The following is a 15983-nucleotide window of genomic DNA, read 5'->3' as shown; positions in this document are numbered from 1 at the left end:
GCCGCCCCGTCCTCGCCACCGCCAAATCCTACAATTAGGCAACGTATTTCAGGCGCGGAACACTAGTCAGTTCAGGGAAGAACCTGCGGGACCACGTCGGGATTCACCGCACCGACCAAGGCGCCGATCAGCCCACCGAGGATCGGCCCACCGGAACCTGTGGCCGAACCGACCGCCGAGCCGATACCGGCGCCCAGAGCAGCGCCGTTCAACACGGGATCGGGGTACTGGGCGCCTGGGTTGGTTTTGACGTCCTGGGGCTCCTCCAGCGGAATACCGGCGATCGGCGTGGCCTGCACATCGGCCATCGGCCCGGCGTCGGCGGAAGCGCCTCCGGCGACGACCGTGGCGGCGATCAGCGGCAGCGTCGAGGCGACGACGGTTTTGACGACATTGTTCGAGATCATTGCTCGCCTTTCGAACGAGTTGTGAAGTCGCCGAAGCGTATCCGTCAACACGGCAGCTCCCCACCGCTGGAAAGGCTCTGACAGCGGATTCCCGCCGCGGCCATAGTCATCGGGTCTATCGGCACGCCTGCCGAGGAGCGATCGTTCGAGTCGTTCCGGCCGTCAGGCCAGTGGGTCGCCTTCACGGCGAGCCGGATGGATTGCGTATGACGTGCAAGGAAGATATTGCGGTCCATGAACAAAGGCGATCGCCACGCTGGGACCGCGGAGGCGGGTGTTCGGAGGCACCGATTGTCTGGCTGGACCGCTCTGAGCACATCGCGTCGGTCGATAGTGGTCCCCGGTAGTCAGTCTCACCACAGCCGCCACATCGGCTCCAGAAGTGACGGTGTGGTCCGATGGATGGCAGGGTCGAGATAGTGGTGCATGGACGTCACCCAGCATCGCACCGGTGAGGGCTGGATGTACTGCGCGGTCGTGCTCGACGCGTTCTCCCGCCGGATCGTGGGCTGGTCGATCGCCGATCACCTGCGAGCCGAACTGGTCTGCGATGCCCTCGACATGGCACGCTGGCGCCGCCGGCCACCAGCCGGGCGATGGGCCGGCCGCGTCGGCCATGCTCGGCGTGATGGCGGTCGACCGATTCGGGACCGCGGCGGAGGTCGGTGCTTTCGTTTCCTTCCTCGCCGGGCCCGAGGCCGCCTACATCACCGGCGCCAGCTTGAACATCGACGGCGGATTCGGCGGCTGATGCCGGTTTGGCGGTATCCAACGGCGAAGCCGCAGGTCATCGAGCTACGGCTTCGCCGTTGGGTGGCAATGCGCGAACACCTTGCGGCGATTCGGCCATCGACGGGCGTCGTCTGCATCAGAGCAATCCAGGCGACATCGAGGCCCGATCTACTCGTTCCGATCGCGATGATCACAGCACTTGGTGCTCGAGTTCCCTTCTGCCACAGTGGATTCTGCTACTCTTTGCATCAGTGGGGTGCTGACGATCGCAGAGGGGAACACATGGGACAGAGCGAGGACTGGGACACCCTCATCGAACTCGTTTCCCGGAACAGCTACGGCGTACGCGTCGAGCCGGACAGCATCAGCCTCACGATCGAGGACGCTGAAGAAGACTGGGCCGCAACGGATGTCGTGATCAAGCGGGCAAACGAGGAATGGATCCAGTTCGACAGGCCGTTCGCCAGAGCCGACCAGGTCGATCTCCCGGCCATCCTCACCAAGGTCGGCAGCACGGGCATTATCGGCGGGCTCGTCGTGGTGGGCGAGGACATCATGATCCGACACGCACTCCGGCTCACCGAGACCCTCGAACCCGATGACCGCTACGAAGACACCTGGATGTACGAAGCACCATTGAGCGGCATCATCGACGCGGCCCGGCTGCTGGGTCGGCAGCTCGCCGGGCACGACGACTACGACTGACCGGCAGCGCGACCTCCACAACAAATACCACGATACTCTTGCGCCGAGAATATCTCCGCGAATGAGCATGTACGACAGGGAACGACTGCGGAAATAGTTATCCGTTAGCCGCATTTCCGCGCACTGCCGACGGTCCGGCCGCCGGCCGAGATGACCGCTGGGTGGGTCGAGAAATCGTCAGTTCAAGATTCAGTCACCGCCCCCGATACAAGACACCATCGATGCGGAAATTACCGCGAAAAGATTTCCCAGAATTCTTCCTCGGACAGCATCGCGCCGCCCGGCCCGGAGGGCCGCATCGGCGAGACCGTCCGGCACCTGCCGAAAGCGAGACTTCAGTTCTCGTGTAGGAGAGTCGAGTAAAATATGAAATCCTACGATGCAGCATTCTCAGCCTCTTTTCACACCCCCTGGCAGAATGCCGACAGCAGCACGCACGGCGCGACGGTGCCTCCGAGTGCATATTTTCTGTACGGCAGCGGAAATGGAGCTGATGGAGTCCGGTACGACCGCTATGCGTGGGCGGCAGACCAGGGAAAGCCGTGGCTCGGAGACCAGCCCCTCGACAGCGGATCACTGTTCGACCTGCTCGGCGGCATCAGCATCTTCACACCCGACAACCCCCACGGACTCGACGGCACCAAGCCATTGGACGCCGCGCTGTGCTTCGAAGGCGCATCCAAAGTCTACCTATTCCAGGGCGAGAATTGTTACCGGGTCTCCATCGCAAAACCCACCTCGCAGGAATTTGATACCGATACCCGATCCCGGACCATCAAGAGCGTGTTCGGATACGATTTCGACGATGGCGAAGGTAAGGTATTCCCTTTCGGGTCGGTAGACGCAAGCCTGTACTCACCGAGTGATCACAAGATCTGGTTCTTCCACGATACCGACTGCGAATCAATCGACTACCTCGACTTCGAACCGGATCACTGGAAGAATCCCAACACCGACGGCACCGTGCCCAGCATTCACAGCGCATGGCCCGACCTGCCACATAAATTCAGCGACGAGATGGCGTGGGCTGTCACCCTCGTCAGCAGCGATGACGGAACATACCAGGACCACGGATATCTCAGTAACGGCACCGCGGTGTGCGCCGTCATCCCCAGCACCCGTGAGCCGGCCGGTTATACGGTCATCTTCACCGAACCGGGTGACCATGAATTTTCCACCCCCGCGAATGTATCGCGAATCACCATAGAATTGTGGGGCCCCGGCGGCACAGGCGGTCTACGTGGCTATGAATACGATACCGAAAACAACATCGGCGGCAACGGCGGCGCCGGCGCCTACATCAAACACGTCCTCACTTCCGCGCCATCCCATCCGGTAACCGTCCATGTCGGCGGCCAGGGCGACTACACCTGCTACCCCGCACAAAGCCCCACACTCGTCGCCGGTGGTGGCGGGGGCGGTGGTGGAGGCGGAGGCAACGGCACCTACGACAGCTACGGCGGCTATGGCGGCTACGGCGGCGGGGGCAATGGCGGTGACGGTGAGGGCGGCAACCTCAGCGACGGCGGGGGCAGCGGTGGTGTCGGCAGCAGCAGCGACGGTGCCGGCGCCTTCGGCGACGGCGACACCGGTGGTGGCGGCGGCAGTCCCGGTGGTGGCGGCGGCGAAGGGGGTGGCGGCGAGGACGGGGGCGGAGGTGGCGGAGGTGGCGGCCGCGGCTACCAAGGCATGGGCGCCGGCGGCAACGGCGGTGGTTGCCGTGGCGGGGGCGGCGGCGGCGCCCAAGGCCCGAGCCGCTATCCCGCGAATGCTGTTTTCGAGCCCTGCGCCGATGGAGACCCGCGGACCCCGTATACGCAGCTCAACGACAGCGCGGGATTCGGCGGTGGCGACGGCGATCCGGGAGGCGACGGCGCCGCCCGCATAACTGTCGAGATCAGCTGAAGAGGTGGGGCATGACCAGCTACGAGTCGGACGCGCGCACTGTGGCGGATATATTGGCGGACTATGGCATTCATCCCGAGGGTGTCGATTCCATGCCAGGGGTGTCGCTCGCGCCGAGGATCAGGACACGAAAAACAGGGAGCTCGACGCGGGAGGATCCTCTCGTGGTCTGGGGGGAATCGGACGACGACGCGAAACGTTTCGTGTTCCTGCTCGCCGGCGTGCAGGCGCCGAATGAGGACCCCATCTATGTTGCGCTGTCCGCCAGCAAGACCGACTACAAACTGGGACACCTGCCGTTGGTCGGGGGCAACGTACCCGAATACGGGGACGTAGTTCTGGATTACGGTGGTACGGGACTGGTGACAGGTACGCTGGGACCGGACGACCTGGCCCGGATCAACAGTTCGCTCAGCGCAGTCGATTCCAGCTTCCCGTTGCGTTTCCCCTCGAAATTCAAAGGTCTCACCCGAACCACGGGGTGCGCGTTTCTCAACTTCAGGCTGCTCGACAAAGGGCATCTGATTTTCGTTCCGCATCTGACGCAGAATTCCGTGCCGGCCTGGACGGACGTCGATTCCGGGATCGGAAGCCTTTATGTCCGCCGCCTGGGATGCACGTACGAGCCACACGACGGCGGCCTGTTCACCCTGAAGGCATGGGTGGACGGCACAGTGGCGATAGGGAAAGCGGCGGATCCGGATCCTGCGGAACGGAAGGACGCGCAGTCCGGCGACAAGGGAATCGCCCTCGAGGTGATCGGCCTCAGTCTGGGGTTCACCACCAATGCGGACTACACCTGGTCCCTCGTCGTGGGTCTGCCGGAGGGATACGGCCTGCACTTCGTGCGGAAACCGGTCGAGATCGGCGGCGGTTTCGCCGTAATCCACGACAGGCCGGAATACGAAATTCTCGCCGAGGGTGGGGTGGCGCTCTCCATGCCCGGCCTGAACTTCGAACTCCTGGGCGCTTATGCGCGAGCGCACCCGGGGAATGTGTCGCCGGCTTTCCCCATGGTCTTCCTGTTCCTGCTGCTGCGGCTCACCGCCGAAGCGGAGAATACTCTGCCGCAGGGAGTGGAGGTATTTCCGGGCGTAATGCTCACCGGCCTGTGCTTCGGTATCGGGATGAACTGCGAGCTTCAGGTGCCCGGTCCGGCCCAGGTGTCGCAGTTCCCGCTCCTGGCCCCGCTGATGCCCGGAGGCTCTGCCACGAACAGCCCCCTGGAGGTTGTGGACCGCCTCACGAGCGCCGATGGCGACCGCCACACCGTATGGGTGACGCCCCAGGATGGCGCGTTCTGGTTCGCGGTCGGTGTCGCGGCGAACATCGTCGAGGTGTTCGACATCTGGGCGCTTCTGGTCGTCTCGCTCCCGCAGAGCGGAGAATGGGCCGGCGCCCTGATCGGGACGCTGGATATGTCGGAGTTCCGGAATATCTTCAAGGTGAAGGCCGCCATCGAAGCCGAGGTATCGGCAGATCTGATAGCCGTCGGCGCCACACTCGCACCCAATAGTTACCTCTTCAGCGAAGATTTCATCAGCATCTCGGGCGCGATCGACCTTTACGTGTACATCGGCGGCGATTATCGGAACCAATGGGTGCTGACCGCGGGAGGATATCCGGTCGGGTATACGCGCCCCGGCTACTACCCGAACGTCCGGGACCGGCTCGGAATATCGGCCAGGACTCCGGTCGGAAAAAACCAGTGGCAGGGGGTGTCCGGGCAGGCATACCTGATGTTCTCCAATTCCGGAATGGCGGTCGGCGCCAGCCTGACGTTCACACTCGTGGACCTGAAGATTTGGAAGCTGAGCATCAAGGGCTGGTTTGCCGCCTCCTTCGACTTCTGGGTTCAGTGGCATCCCTTCTACATCGATGCTTCGGTGCGGCTGAGTGCCGGGCTCCAGGTGAAACTTCTGGTGACCGTGAAGCTGGAAGTATCGGTGGGGCTGTCCATCTGGATGCCCCGCTTCGGCGGCAGAGCGGAAATCAGGCTTCCCTTCGGGGTCAAGTTCTACCCCACGTTCGGCAGCGATCCGGCGCCCCAGGCTCCGCTGTCCTGGGACGAGTATGTCCAGCAGATGCTGCCCGGCGATGGGCGGATGCTGGCGCGGGCCGAGTCCGGGCTGTTGCCGGTCCCGGGGGCTCCCGACGCCGACGGCAGCACTTCGGGCGCCCGGGACTCCGGCCCTGACGATGTGTGGAATGTGTCGGTCCACGGATTCGTCTTCTCCACGTCGTGCGCGGTTCCCTCCACCAGCATCGTCGTCAACGGCTCGCAGAGTTCGGCGGCCCATGCGACGACCGACGCGGAGAACGGCCGAGGGCTGAACGTGCGGCCGATGGGCCACGGTAAGGGCGAAGGTCTCGAGTCCATCCACACCGTGACCATCACCCACGAGGACACCGGTCATCCCGTCGATCTCCACGAGCAACACTGGGTGGTGGACCATGTCGCCCAAGGTGTCCCCGAGGCGCTGTGGGGGAAGCCGCTGGACCGAGGCGCCGCACCGGATCTGAGTTCTTCGGGCCTCGTCGACGCATACACCGGCCTGCGCGTCCGTATCCCCGACGCCACGCTCGGCGCCTGCATCCCGGCCATCGACTCGGAAGACCTCGCTGTCGAGCCCGTCGACCCCGACAGCAGTCTGCCCATCGCCCCCACCGCCACGACACCGCCCGACCAGCTGCTCCCGAGCGCAGGCCCCCGGGCCGTCGCCGTCATCGCGACCACCCTCACCGCACAAGCCGCCGCACGCAGCCGCCTGGACGCTGCCCTGCGGCGCTGCCGAACCCTCACGGGAGACATACGGGACTACAGCCCGCACACCGACGACGCTCTCACCCACTACGAGGCACGCGTCAGGCACGGCCTCTACACCACCGACCCCCTCACGCTCTGAACGCCGCGACGTAGGAGAACTCTCATGGCGACACCACGCCTCATCACCTTCTACGACTCCTACACTCCGTTCCTGACGGGAGGTAGGTATGCGATCACCATTCATCAGGAGGTTCGCGACGCCGGCGGGCGATCGCTCAGTCATCCCGGGGAAAGCGGCGATCAATTTCCCGAAGTCACACAGCATTTCGAGGTACATGCTCCGCGTTTCGCCCTGCAGCCCGGATTCGTGCACGCGGTGCACCCGCCGTCCGGCGCGGTAGGTCCCTTCGACAATCAGCTCGCGCATGTGAGCCTGACCCGGCTGACGCTGCCGTGGGAGCAGATCCTTGCCGAGGGCACCGATGGAGAGTCCGAAGGCGAACGCGTTCCATGGATGGCGCTGCTCATTTTCGCCGAGAACGAGTTGCCCGGAGATCCGCGCGCACAAGGCGAGGCGGATACCGAATACACCGTGCAGGACGTGCTCGACCTGCACAAGGACTCCCGCTCCACCATTCTCGGCCCTGAGATCGAGCCAGATACGGTCATTCCTCAGGTGTTGCAGGGCCGATGCCGGACGATCGATGTTCCGGCGAAGGTGTTCACGGCGGTCGTTCCGCGTTTCGACGAGTTGAATTATTTGACGCATGTCCGGGAGGTGACCGAGCGTCCCACGCTGTCGGCGAAGTCGAAGATGTCGGCGGAAGAATTCACCGAGACGGGTCGATACACTCTTGTGCTGGCGAACCGGTTTCCCCGCACCTACGGGAACTACGCCGCCCACCTCGTCTCGTTGGAGGGCTTTGTCGGCTGTCTGAAGCCCGAGGGTGGTCCTCGAACACCGGACGGCATCGATTCTGTGCGGCTGGTGTCACTGATGTCCTGGTCGTTCACGTCGCATCCGGACCCTGGGGGACACTTCTCCGAAGTCGTCCACAACCTCGCGCTGCCCGGCGAGCCTTTCGATGACGAACAGCACCCGAATCCGGATCATGAAAATGCGCTGTCCCTGCGGCTGCCACCACCGGCCGACGAGGACACCGAAGAGACAGCGGAGGTGAACAAACGCCTGCGGTGGGGGTATGCGCCGCTGTCGTACCTGACCGCCGAGGGAGAGCAGACCTTGGCCTGGTACCGGGGACCGCTGATCCCCGTGCCGCCGCCTCCGCTCCCGCCCGGCCTGCCACCCTTCACCCGGGCATCCGATTCCGGGGACCATCGCGCCCGGGCAGACGCGGCACCGGTCCTCGGCACGCCCGACGGATTGCTGATCTACGACCCGCAGTGGGGTGTGTTCGATCTGACCTACGCCGTGGCATGGACGATGGGACGGCTGCTGGCACTGTCCCACGCACCGGCCCGCACCGCCCAGAAGGCATTCCGGCGCAAGGCCCGCACCGCCTTCTCCGCAGCGGTGACACGGTTGACGACACTGCCCGAGATCAGCGGCCTGGACCCCCGCACCCTGACCACCGCGGCAGCCATAGCTCACCCGCGGCCCGCCACCGACCGGTTGCACACTCTGCTCGCCGACGGTCTGGCGAGGCGCCTGACCCGGCGGCGGGACCGGCCCGGCGCCGGGTCGACGCCCAGGGCTGCGCCCTCCGCCGCGCCGACCCGAGCGCACCGGTTGCGTACCGTCCTCGAGCGCGGCGAGGTGTATGAGGCGCTCGCCCGCAGCTTGGCCGACGAAACGGGGCCGGTCGGCGACATCATCGACGCTCTCGCGGCACTGGACCTGGTGCCCTTCGATCACTTGGTGGCCGACCAGCGGATGCTTCCCCAGGAAAGTGTGCGCTTCTTCTACGTGGATCCCACATGGATCACCGCGCTCGTCGACGGGTTCGTCAACGCCGGTGCGCAGACCACCACGGACAACATCCTGCAGACGGCGGTCCTGCGGCGCTCGGCGGCCGAAGCCAACACCGTCCCGTGGCCCGAGGCCGGGCTCCTGTTGCGCTCCCGGCTGGCCCGCGACTGGCCGGGACTGATCATCGAAGGCGACAAGGACGGGCGGCCGGTCGAGATCGTGCGCCGGGAATACCTTGCCCCCGACCTGCTGCTGTGTCTTTTCGCCGAAGTTCCCGACACGGTCACGCTCGCCGAGCCGCATCAAGATCTGTATATCGGCGCTCAGGTCGAACACGGCGATCTCTTTCTCGACTTGCGATACCTGGCAGACAACGGCCGGACGGGCGCACCGATCAGCGACGACGACAACGTCTCTGCCCATCTGCGTACCGGGACCGACACCATGGATATCCATCGGATCGCGCCCGAACTCACCAGGCGCCTGCACGAACTCGGTCAGCTGCCGGACGGTGAATTGACACCGGCCGGGTTCGCGGTGCAGTTGATCCAGTCCCCGACCCGGCAGACATTCAGGCAGCCGTAGCGGCGCACCGCCCTCGAGTACTGGGGAGCTTACGATGACCCACCCGTTGATCGTTCCCGTCCAGATAAAAACCTACCTCGTCAACACAGTGGCCAGTGAACGCGAAGAAGGCTACGGACATTGGACCCTCGACTTCACCGATCCCACGAATCTGGCGGTTCCTCCCGAGCCGTACCCCGACCCTCATCTGGATGACCGGCCCGAGGTGGGCGCACATGTGCACTGGTCGCTGCCGCACGCGCTACGTGCCCACCAGGCGGACGGGAACGAGTTTCCGCTGGTTCCCAACCGGTGGCTCGTCGTGCGCTCCAGCCGGCCCGCGAGCGCATCCCCCGCCTTCGCGGCCTGGGTAGTGGAAAGCGACAGTCTCGTCGATCCGGACAGCGTCGAGGACTCGAACAGTCCGGACCGCGACGCTTGGCAGAATTACCCGTGGCAGGGGAACCGTTCTCCCTATCCGTTCACGGTGCCGAGGACGGACGAGTACTACACCCGAGGGGATCTCGAGGAGGGAGCGATCGGGCGGGCGTTCGAGATCGACGCCTGGGAGGAGAAGAAGACAACCGATCTTTTTCTCACCGCGATCGGTCCGGGACTTCCGGCCTTCTGCGGTTTCCTGCCGTATCACCGCGGCGTCTTCTCGTTCTACGACAATCTCGACGGCGTCGATCGAGCGACACTGGATTATCTGGTGATGGGCTGGTATTCGGACCCGGCCCAGGACATCCTCGCCGCACGCCGTAAGCAGCGTTCGGCGCTCGGGGCACCGGATCTGACCTCGCTACTGGACGCGTTGGGCTGGGCACCCGGTCGCGTCGAGACGGACAAGGTCTCGGTATACGCCGGGACGGCGTTACGGCTGCCGTGGGACAGAACAAACCGTGACTACCCGCAGGGGAACATGCCCGACAGCGCGAGCCGGGCCCACCTCGCGGTGGGCCACAACACGGCCGAGGCCCAAACTGCCGACCTGCACAGTGACAGTGACGATGTCGCTGTCGGCCGACTCCTGCATGCCTTTCTCACCGACGGCCTCGAAACACTCGACACCGCGCCGCACAAGTTCGACGACCGTGTGCACAGCTCATGGTTCATCCCATACGACATCGGCCACGCCTGGACTATCACCGATGCGCCGGGATCTCGGAACTCCGTGACGGAGGACGAACTGAACAAGGAGCGGGAATGGCTGGCCGGACTCAATGAAAAGCAATACCGATACAACCTGCTCGCGCGCAACGAGATCGGATTGCAGAACAGGCTGTACGACCTGTGGCGGCTGGGCAAGATGCCACCCGACGACAGTGGTGCCGGACGACCGGCGGACTTCGACCCGGGTCCGGCGATCGATAAGCTCGCGTCCGCACTGCGGCGAGTTCAGGATGAGATGAAGGGCCTGCTCGCCGCGGCGGATGGGATCCCGCACGGGGCGACGGCGGAGGAATTCGAGGCGAGCGTCACCAGGTACGCCGGGGCTCAGGGTCTGGATCCGGCGTGCCAGAATCCTGATGGCATCCACCGCGCGCTGAACGCTGTCCCGCTCCCCCCTTTCTACACACCCTATGATCCGGTCATCGTGCTCGGCGGGGTGAATGCCGAGGAGGAGCAGTATCCAGAGGCGCTGCCGTGTCGTTCCGACGATCAATTGGTGGCCGCCATGCTCATCGACGGCGATATGCAGCCGCCCCCGGAACCGCCGCCGCTGCCCGACTGGGGCACCAAGCTCCCGGACCATGTGCGGGCCTGCTTTGCCGGCCTGTTCCGTGAGTTCACGCTGCTGTCCCGGGCTGCCGTTCGGGGCACCGCCGAAGACAACGACCTGGTCGAAGACACCAGAACCCTGGTACACGGCGTCTCGGAGGCCTTCCACGATGCTGCGGGGCGCGCGACGGGTCCCGGGCATTTCACCAGCGTGTGGGACCAGCCGTGGTCGCCGGTCTACCTGCTGTGGGAGATGGACTACTACCCCATCCCGGCCGACGCCACCGACGGTTACCACTGGGTCTTCGACGCCGGCAACGGCCGGTACCGGCTGACGAAAACCGGTACCCCGCAGCCGATACCCGCGTGGAAGTTCGTCGGACGTTCCGCTATGACCGACCTGCCGCGGCAGCTGGTGACCGGCGCTGTCGAACGGCACCTGCGCCGCTACGGCGATGCCCCCGTCGAGGCTGTCGAGGATCTCGCCGGTCAGCTCGGCGTGGGAGAGATATCGCAGATGCTGGAGGGTTTTCACCGCAATCTGGATCAGCGCATGCCGGGCATGGGGGTCGAACCGAACGAGAACGACCCGAGCGAGAGTCACCTGTGTGACCTGCTCGCCGGCTACGATCACCCCGACAGCGGCTTCCCCTCGCCCGAACCCGATGTGCTGGCTCCGACCGCGAAGATCCGGTTCTTCCCAGCCTGCGCAGGACAGTTCGTTGTCACCTTCGCCGGTGTCGTGGACTCCATGGGACGCAGCTTCACCTACATCGATGCCGGAATCGGCGGCGAACTCAGCCCCGCACAGCGCCTGCCGTGGATCGCCGGCACCCTCGCGCCCAGCACCGCGAACAATAACCCGATCACGGTGGGTGAGAGGTGGACGAACCCCGGCTGCTACGTGCAACTGGCGCCACGCATCACCGCACCGACTCGGCTGCGATTCGACTGGGTCCCTGCCAACACGTCCGCCACCGTCCCCGGGGCGGTCATCGACGACCCGCCGGTCGTGGCCACCCCGAGCGAACCGGCCCCGACTCCGGCGCTCGGGTGGCTACTCGTGAACCACCTCTCCCAGTCCCTGCTCGTTCATGACGAGGGCGGGCGCGGCATCATCGAAGCCCGCAAAGGTATCGGCACCGACGGGCACACCGAAGAGGCGGCCATCGATTGGGCCACCCTGCCCAACTATCCCCACCACGACGACCCGACCGACCCGGACGGCGACTTCGCTCGCACCTGCCCTGAGCTCTTCGGCTTCCTCACCGGCCTGCGTAACGGCGGCACCGAGGCTTTCGACGCACTCATGCGGCGCATCGACGACTCGGCCGCCACCTCCCCGCCTCCCGGCAACGACGGCACGATGGTCGCGCCGCTGATCGGGACGCCCGTCGCGCTGCTGCGGGCCCGGCTGACTCTCGAGAGCTTCACGCTGCCCATCACCGATCCCAGCTGGGGCAGCGACTCCGCGCCGTATCCGGTGCTGGACTTCCCCACGCCCGACTACCTGAAAAAGCAGTGGAGGTGGAACATCCGGCTGGGCGGCCAGCAGGAGACCGACGACGGCGTCATCGTGAGCACCGACGGCCTGATCGGCTACTTCACCCACAAGACCGACGGCCCCGACGGACCTGTCCTGCCGGGCGAGAACACCGATTACAGCGTCTTGCGCACCGCCGACGGCGGGGACAGCGGCTACGCCCGCAAGATCACCGCCGGGGACCTCGCGTTGCCGGTCAACCTCGCACCAATGCCGGAAAATCCGGCTGCCCACAGTGACGACCCGGCCACACCGGTCGTCGCCTACGTGACGATGCTGGCCCACCCGTGGGCAGAGATCGACGCAGTGACCGACATCTTGCCCGCGGTCAGCGTCCGCCTGCCCGACGAAGCTGTCCGCACACCTCTGTCACGATTGCAGATCGCCTGCCGGGTCGGCCCGATCCTGGCCGGCACCCGGCCCGCCCCGACCGACCGGCCCGATCCGGTCACCGGGGAGGCCACCCCGGTGACAGCCGTTGTCATGCCCCGCCCCGACGCGTGGACCGGCATCTGGGACTGGTCCGAACCGTGCTCGGACAGCACCGGTCGAACGGCGCTGAGCCAGGCGGCGCAGAGCGCCGGGCAGTGGGACCACTACCCCATCACCTCTCCCGACGTCGTCGCCCACCTCGACCAGCCCAATTCCGTCGCCCGCACCGGCTATCTGACCCTGGCCACCACCCTCGACCAGATCGCGTCCCCGACGCCAGATCTGCCGGAGACGACGAATACCGCGCCGGTCCCCATCGATGCGGCAACTCGTCCGCGCCAGGAGCAGCCCTAGTGACCAACAGCAACGAACCCCACCCCGCCGGCCAGGCTCCCATGGGGCCGCCGGTGCAGTTCTGGCCGACCGGCGACGACGGAACCTTCGAGAATTTCTACGCCGACGACACCCCGATAATCCGAGGCGAAACCACCACCCTGCATTGGACCTGCACGAACAACCCGGTTGTCCACTACTCCCTGTACTACAACACCGGTGGTGAAGACGCCCGGCAGGTCACGGTGAACGACGCGGACCTGTTCCGGCGACAAGACCCCGATGACCCCGACAGTCCACTCGAATACGCACAGCCGAACCCCGGCGACCCCGGCAAACTCCTCGATTTCGCCTACCCGACCGAGCCCCTGGACGGTATCGCCGTGGGCTACCACCTCCAGGCCGTCTGCAAACAGCAGGGAGTCGAAGAAACCCAGGACCTGACCACCGCGATATTCGTCCATCGCGGTGATCTCGAAGCCGGCAGCATCAACAGCCTCACCGGAACCACCCGCATCCTCACCGAGACCCAGGAAGGTTTCGCCAACAACACGCAATACCTCGCGCTCACCGACGGATTCCTGTGTGGTTCGGTCACCGACGACAGGCTCTGGATACAGGTCTCCCCTGCGAATCCCAGGGCCGGCGGGCGGGCCGGTATGCCCTCCACCTGGCATCTCCTCGTCGCCGACGACGACTCTCGGGGCGCATACAACTGCAACCTCACCATTCCGATCGGCAAACACAGCACCCTCGCGTTCGGGCTTCCCGACCCGCAGGCATACAGCCTGACCTGGCACCCTGTCGGCATCGGAAACCTCACCGACAACCTGGTGGACAGCGTCGAGGCGCCGCTGCGCGCCCCCACCACCCATGCCGACGAAACTGCCGGCGTCCAGTGGCCGCAAGACCGGCCCGTCGAAGACTTCTATCCCGCACACCTGACCGTCCACGCCGGTGACATCACCGACCTGCACTGGCACGGACCCGAAAACAGTGCGGGTTCGCCATTCGGCTATACCCTCACCTACAACGTTTCCAGCGGCCCCGACACCCGGACGGTTCGCCTGGACAACGACCAGATCCGCGCCTATCGCACCAGCGATCCCGGAAACGAGAAGCTCGCGTACTTCACCGTTCCCACCGAGCCTCTCAACGGCATCGGTGTCGGCTACCACCTTCGAGCCACCTATCAGCCCGATGGCGATATTTCTGTCTCCATGGACCTGACCACCGCCAGTGTGATCCTGGGGGGCGACCTCCGAGTCGGCCACCTCCGCGTCACCGGATCCAGCCGTATGCTCCATACCGGTCAGACGCCTCTCGAGCAGGGCACCGAGTACACCGCACCGACAGACGGATTCCTCTTCGGCTCCGTCGCCGGCGGCACACTCCGTGTCGAGATCACTCCCCCTGGCGCCTCGGGCCCCTTTCCGCCGGAAGGCTTCACGATCACTTCGGTCTCCGCCGAGGACCTCCACGGCCGGGACAATCAGAACTTCACACTTCCCGTTCGCAAAGCCAGCAAGGTCACCTTCACCACCACCGGAGACGCGGACCTGCGATACAAGCTCAGCTGGCACCCTCTCGGTCCCGAAGACCTCGCGCAATAGCACCCGGAGCAGCACACACGATGAGCAATGACGGTTCCCTCCCCATCGTTCTCGAAAGTTTCAGCACCGATCCGGAAACACCCAATGCCGGTAAGAACGTCACCCTCTACTTCTCGTTCAAGAACGAGACGAACAGCGATATCACCTGTCAGGAAATCGCCATCGACCTCAATCCCGGCGATTCTCCCGAGAATCTCTGTACCGACCAGGCCGTCCAGGACTCCATAATCACACCGTCACATCCCAGTAGCTGGGATTTCAAGCACGCATTCGACAAAAAAAGAAACGTTCACTACCTCTCCCTTACGCCACACAACAGCCGCCACCCCGTACTCGGCCCCGGTGATTCCCTGAACGTCGAGGTTACGGTCGAGGTCAGCGACAAGCTCCGATCCGACGACCTCACGACAACCATCATCACGGTCACGGAACACATCGGTGACACGCGACCGTCCCAGAACATCCCGCTCGCAAAATGCCCCGCGGGAACCGTATTCGACAGTTTCCGCGCCGACCCGCCGGACAAGGTCCTCGTCCGGCAGGGCGAGCACCTCCAGCTCAGCTGGTCGTGCGATCCGATCGGATTCGCCAAGGGCGCAACCCCGGACAAGCCGTACTACACCCTCACCATCGACTACGACCAACTCGCCGGCCCCATGGACATCACCGACCTCAACGACGACGGCGCGGGCGCGTACACGGGCCCCGGCGAAAGCCATTCCCTCACCCTCTCCCACACCACGCTCTTCCTACTCACCCTCACCTTGTGGGACAAAACCCACCAGGAAAAACGCACCCATACACTGACCACACTGGTCACCGTCCAACCAACCGATGTCGACCTCGACAACCTCTCCATCGATCACACCGCCAGCATTCTGACGGATCCCCATCTCATCACCACCACCGGAAACCACACCGCAACCACCGACGGGCTCCTGCTGTGCACCGTCCGGGGCGACCATTCCGGCATCGTGGTCAAGGTGACAGGCCCCGGTGAACAGGAAGTCGAATATGCGATCAACACCAGCACAGCGGACCCCTACAACGACCCCACCCAGTTCACCGGCCGCAGAATTGTTCTGCCCATCGCCCGGGACAGCACAGTCTCCATCGGCTCGCCGGAAAGCGACGGCACCTACCGAGCGGCATGGTATCCCCTCGGAATCGGCACCCTCGCGAAGCAGTGAGTGAAGGCGCACGATGCAACCCTCGTTGCACCTCCAGGACTGCGACATTCGCCGAAAGTGAGGTTCCCCCGCATTGTTGGAGGGGGTAATCAGGTTCCGGCCCGGCCGGGACCGGGTCATGACAGCTCGCTTCGAACTCG

At 64.9% G+C, this 15983-nt stretch carries 9 protein-coding genes and 1 pseudogene; 9 read left to right on the top strand and 1 reads right to left on the bottom strand.

Features of this window, described 5'->3' with window-relative positions; all coding sequences use genetic code 11:
* Nucleotides 1-71: 71 nt before the first annotated feature.
* A complete protein-coding gene (locus tag IEY68_RS32385; RefSeq protein ID WP_063000782.1) occupies nt 72-407 on the bottom strand; it encodes a hypothetical protein in 336 nt (111 codons plus the stop codon).
* A gap of 420 nt (nt 408-827) precedes the next feature.
* Here IEY68_RS32385 and IEY68_RS36595 point away from each other — a divergent pair.
* From IEY68_RS36595 to IEY68_RS32345, 9 genes and pseudogenes are all read left to right on the top strand, one after another.
* Nucleotides 828-998, top strand: a pseudogene (locus tag IEY68_RS36595) (DDE-type integrase/transposase/recombinase); the annotation flags it as partial.
* Nucleotides 999-1035: 37 nt separating this feature from the next.
* Nucleotides 1036-1158: an SDR family oxidoreductase gene (locus IEY68_RS36590; RefSeq protein WP_229719172.1), complete on the top strand. Its 123-nt coding sequence runs from the start codon at nt 1036-1038 to the stop codon at nt 1156-1158.
* Between the two features lie 263 nt (nt 1159-1421).
* Nucleotides 1422-1844, top strand: a complete 423-nt coding sequence (locus tag IEY68_RS32375; protein WP_063000778.1) for a hypothetical protein — start codon at nt 1422-1424, stop codon at nt 1842-1844.
* Nucleotides 1845-2210: 366 nt separating this feature from the next.
* On the top strand, nt 2211-3749 hold the full coding sequence (locus tag IEY68_RS36880; protein ID WP_063000776.1) for a hypothetical protein: 1539 nt from the start codon (nt 2211-2213) through the stop codon (nt 3747-3749).
* 164 nt (nt 3750-3913) lie between these two features.
* Nucleotides 3914-6655, top strand: coding sequence for a DUF6603 domain-containing protein (locus IEY68_RS32365; protein WP_063000774.1), 2742 nt, complete (start codon nt 3914-3916; stop codon nt 6653-6655).
* A 24-nt stretch (nt 6656-6679) separates the two neighbouring features.
* Nucleotides 6680-9031 carry a hypothetical protein gene (locus tag IEY68_RS32360; protein WP_063000772.1) on the top strand — a complete coding sequence of 784 codons (2352 nt, stop codon included), beginning with the start codon at nt 6680-6682 and terminating at the stop codon, nt 9029-9031.
* Between the two features lie 34 nt (nt 9032-9065).
* Nucleotides 9066-13061: a hypothetical protein gene (locus tag IEY68_RS32355; protein ID WP_063000770.1), complete on the top strand. Its 3996-nt coding sequence runs from the start codon at nt 9066-9068 to the stop codon at nt 13059-13061.
* A complete protein-coding gene (locus tag IEY68_RS32350) occupies nt 13061-14653 on the top strand; it encodes a hypothetical protein (RefSeq protein WP_063000768.1) in 1593 nt (530 codons plus the stop codon). Before IEY68_RS32355 ends, IEY68_RS32350 begins: the two co-directional genes overlap by 1 nt.
* Before the next feature lie 20 nt (nt 14654-14673).
* Nucleotides 14674-15843 carry a hypothetical protein gene (locus IEY68_RS32345; protein ID WP_063000766.1) on the top strand — a complete coding sequence of 390 codons (1170 nt, stop codon included), beginning with the start codon at nt 14674-14676 and terminating at the stop codon, nt 15841-15843.
* The last annotated feature ends 140 nt before the right edge of the window (nt 15844-15983 follow it).

It is taken from the genome of Nocardia jinanensis, assembly GCF_014645735.1.
GTDB lineage: Bacteria > Actinomycetota > Actinomycetes > Mycobacteriales > Mycobacteriaceae > Nocardia > Nocardia jinanensis.
Note: the sequence above shows the minus strand (reverse complement) of the source record. Positions and strands in the feature narration are given on the sequence as shown.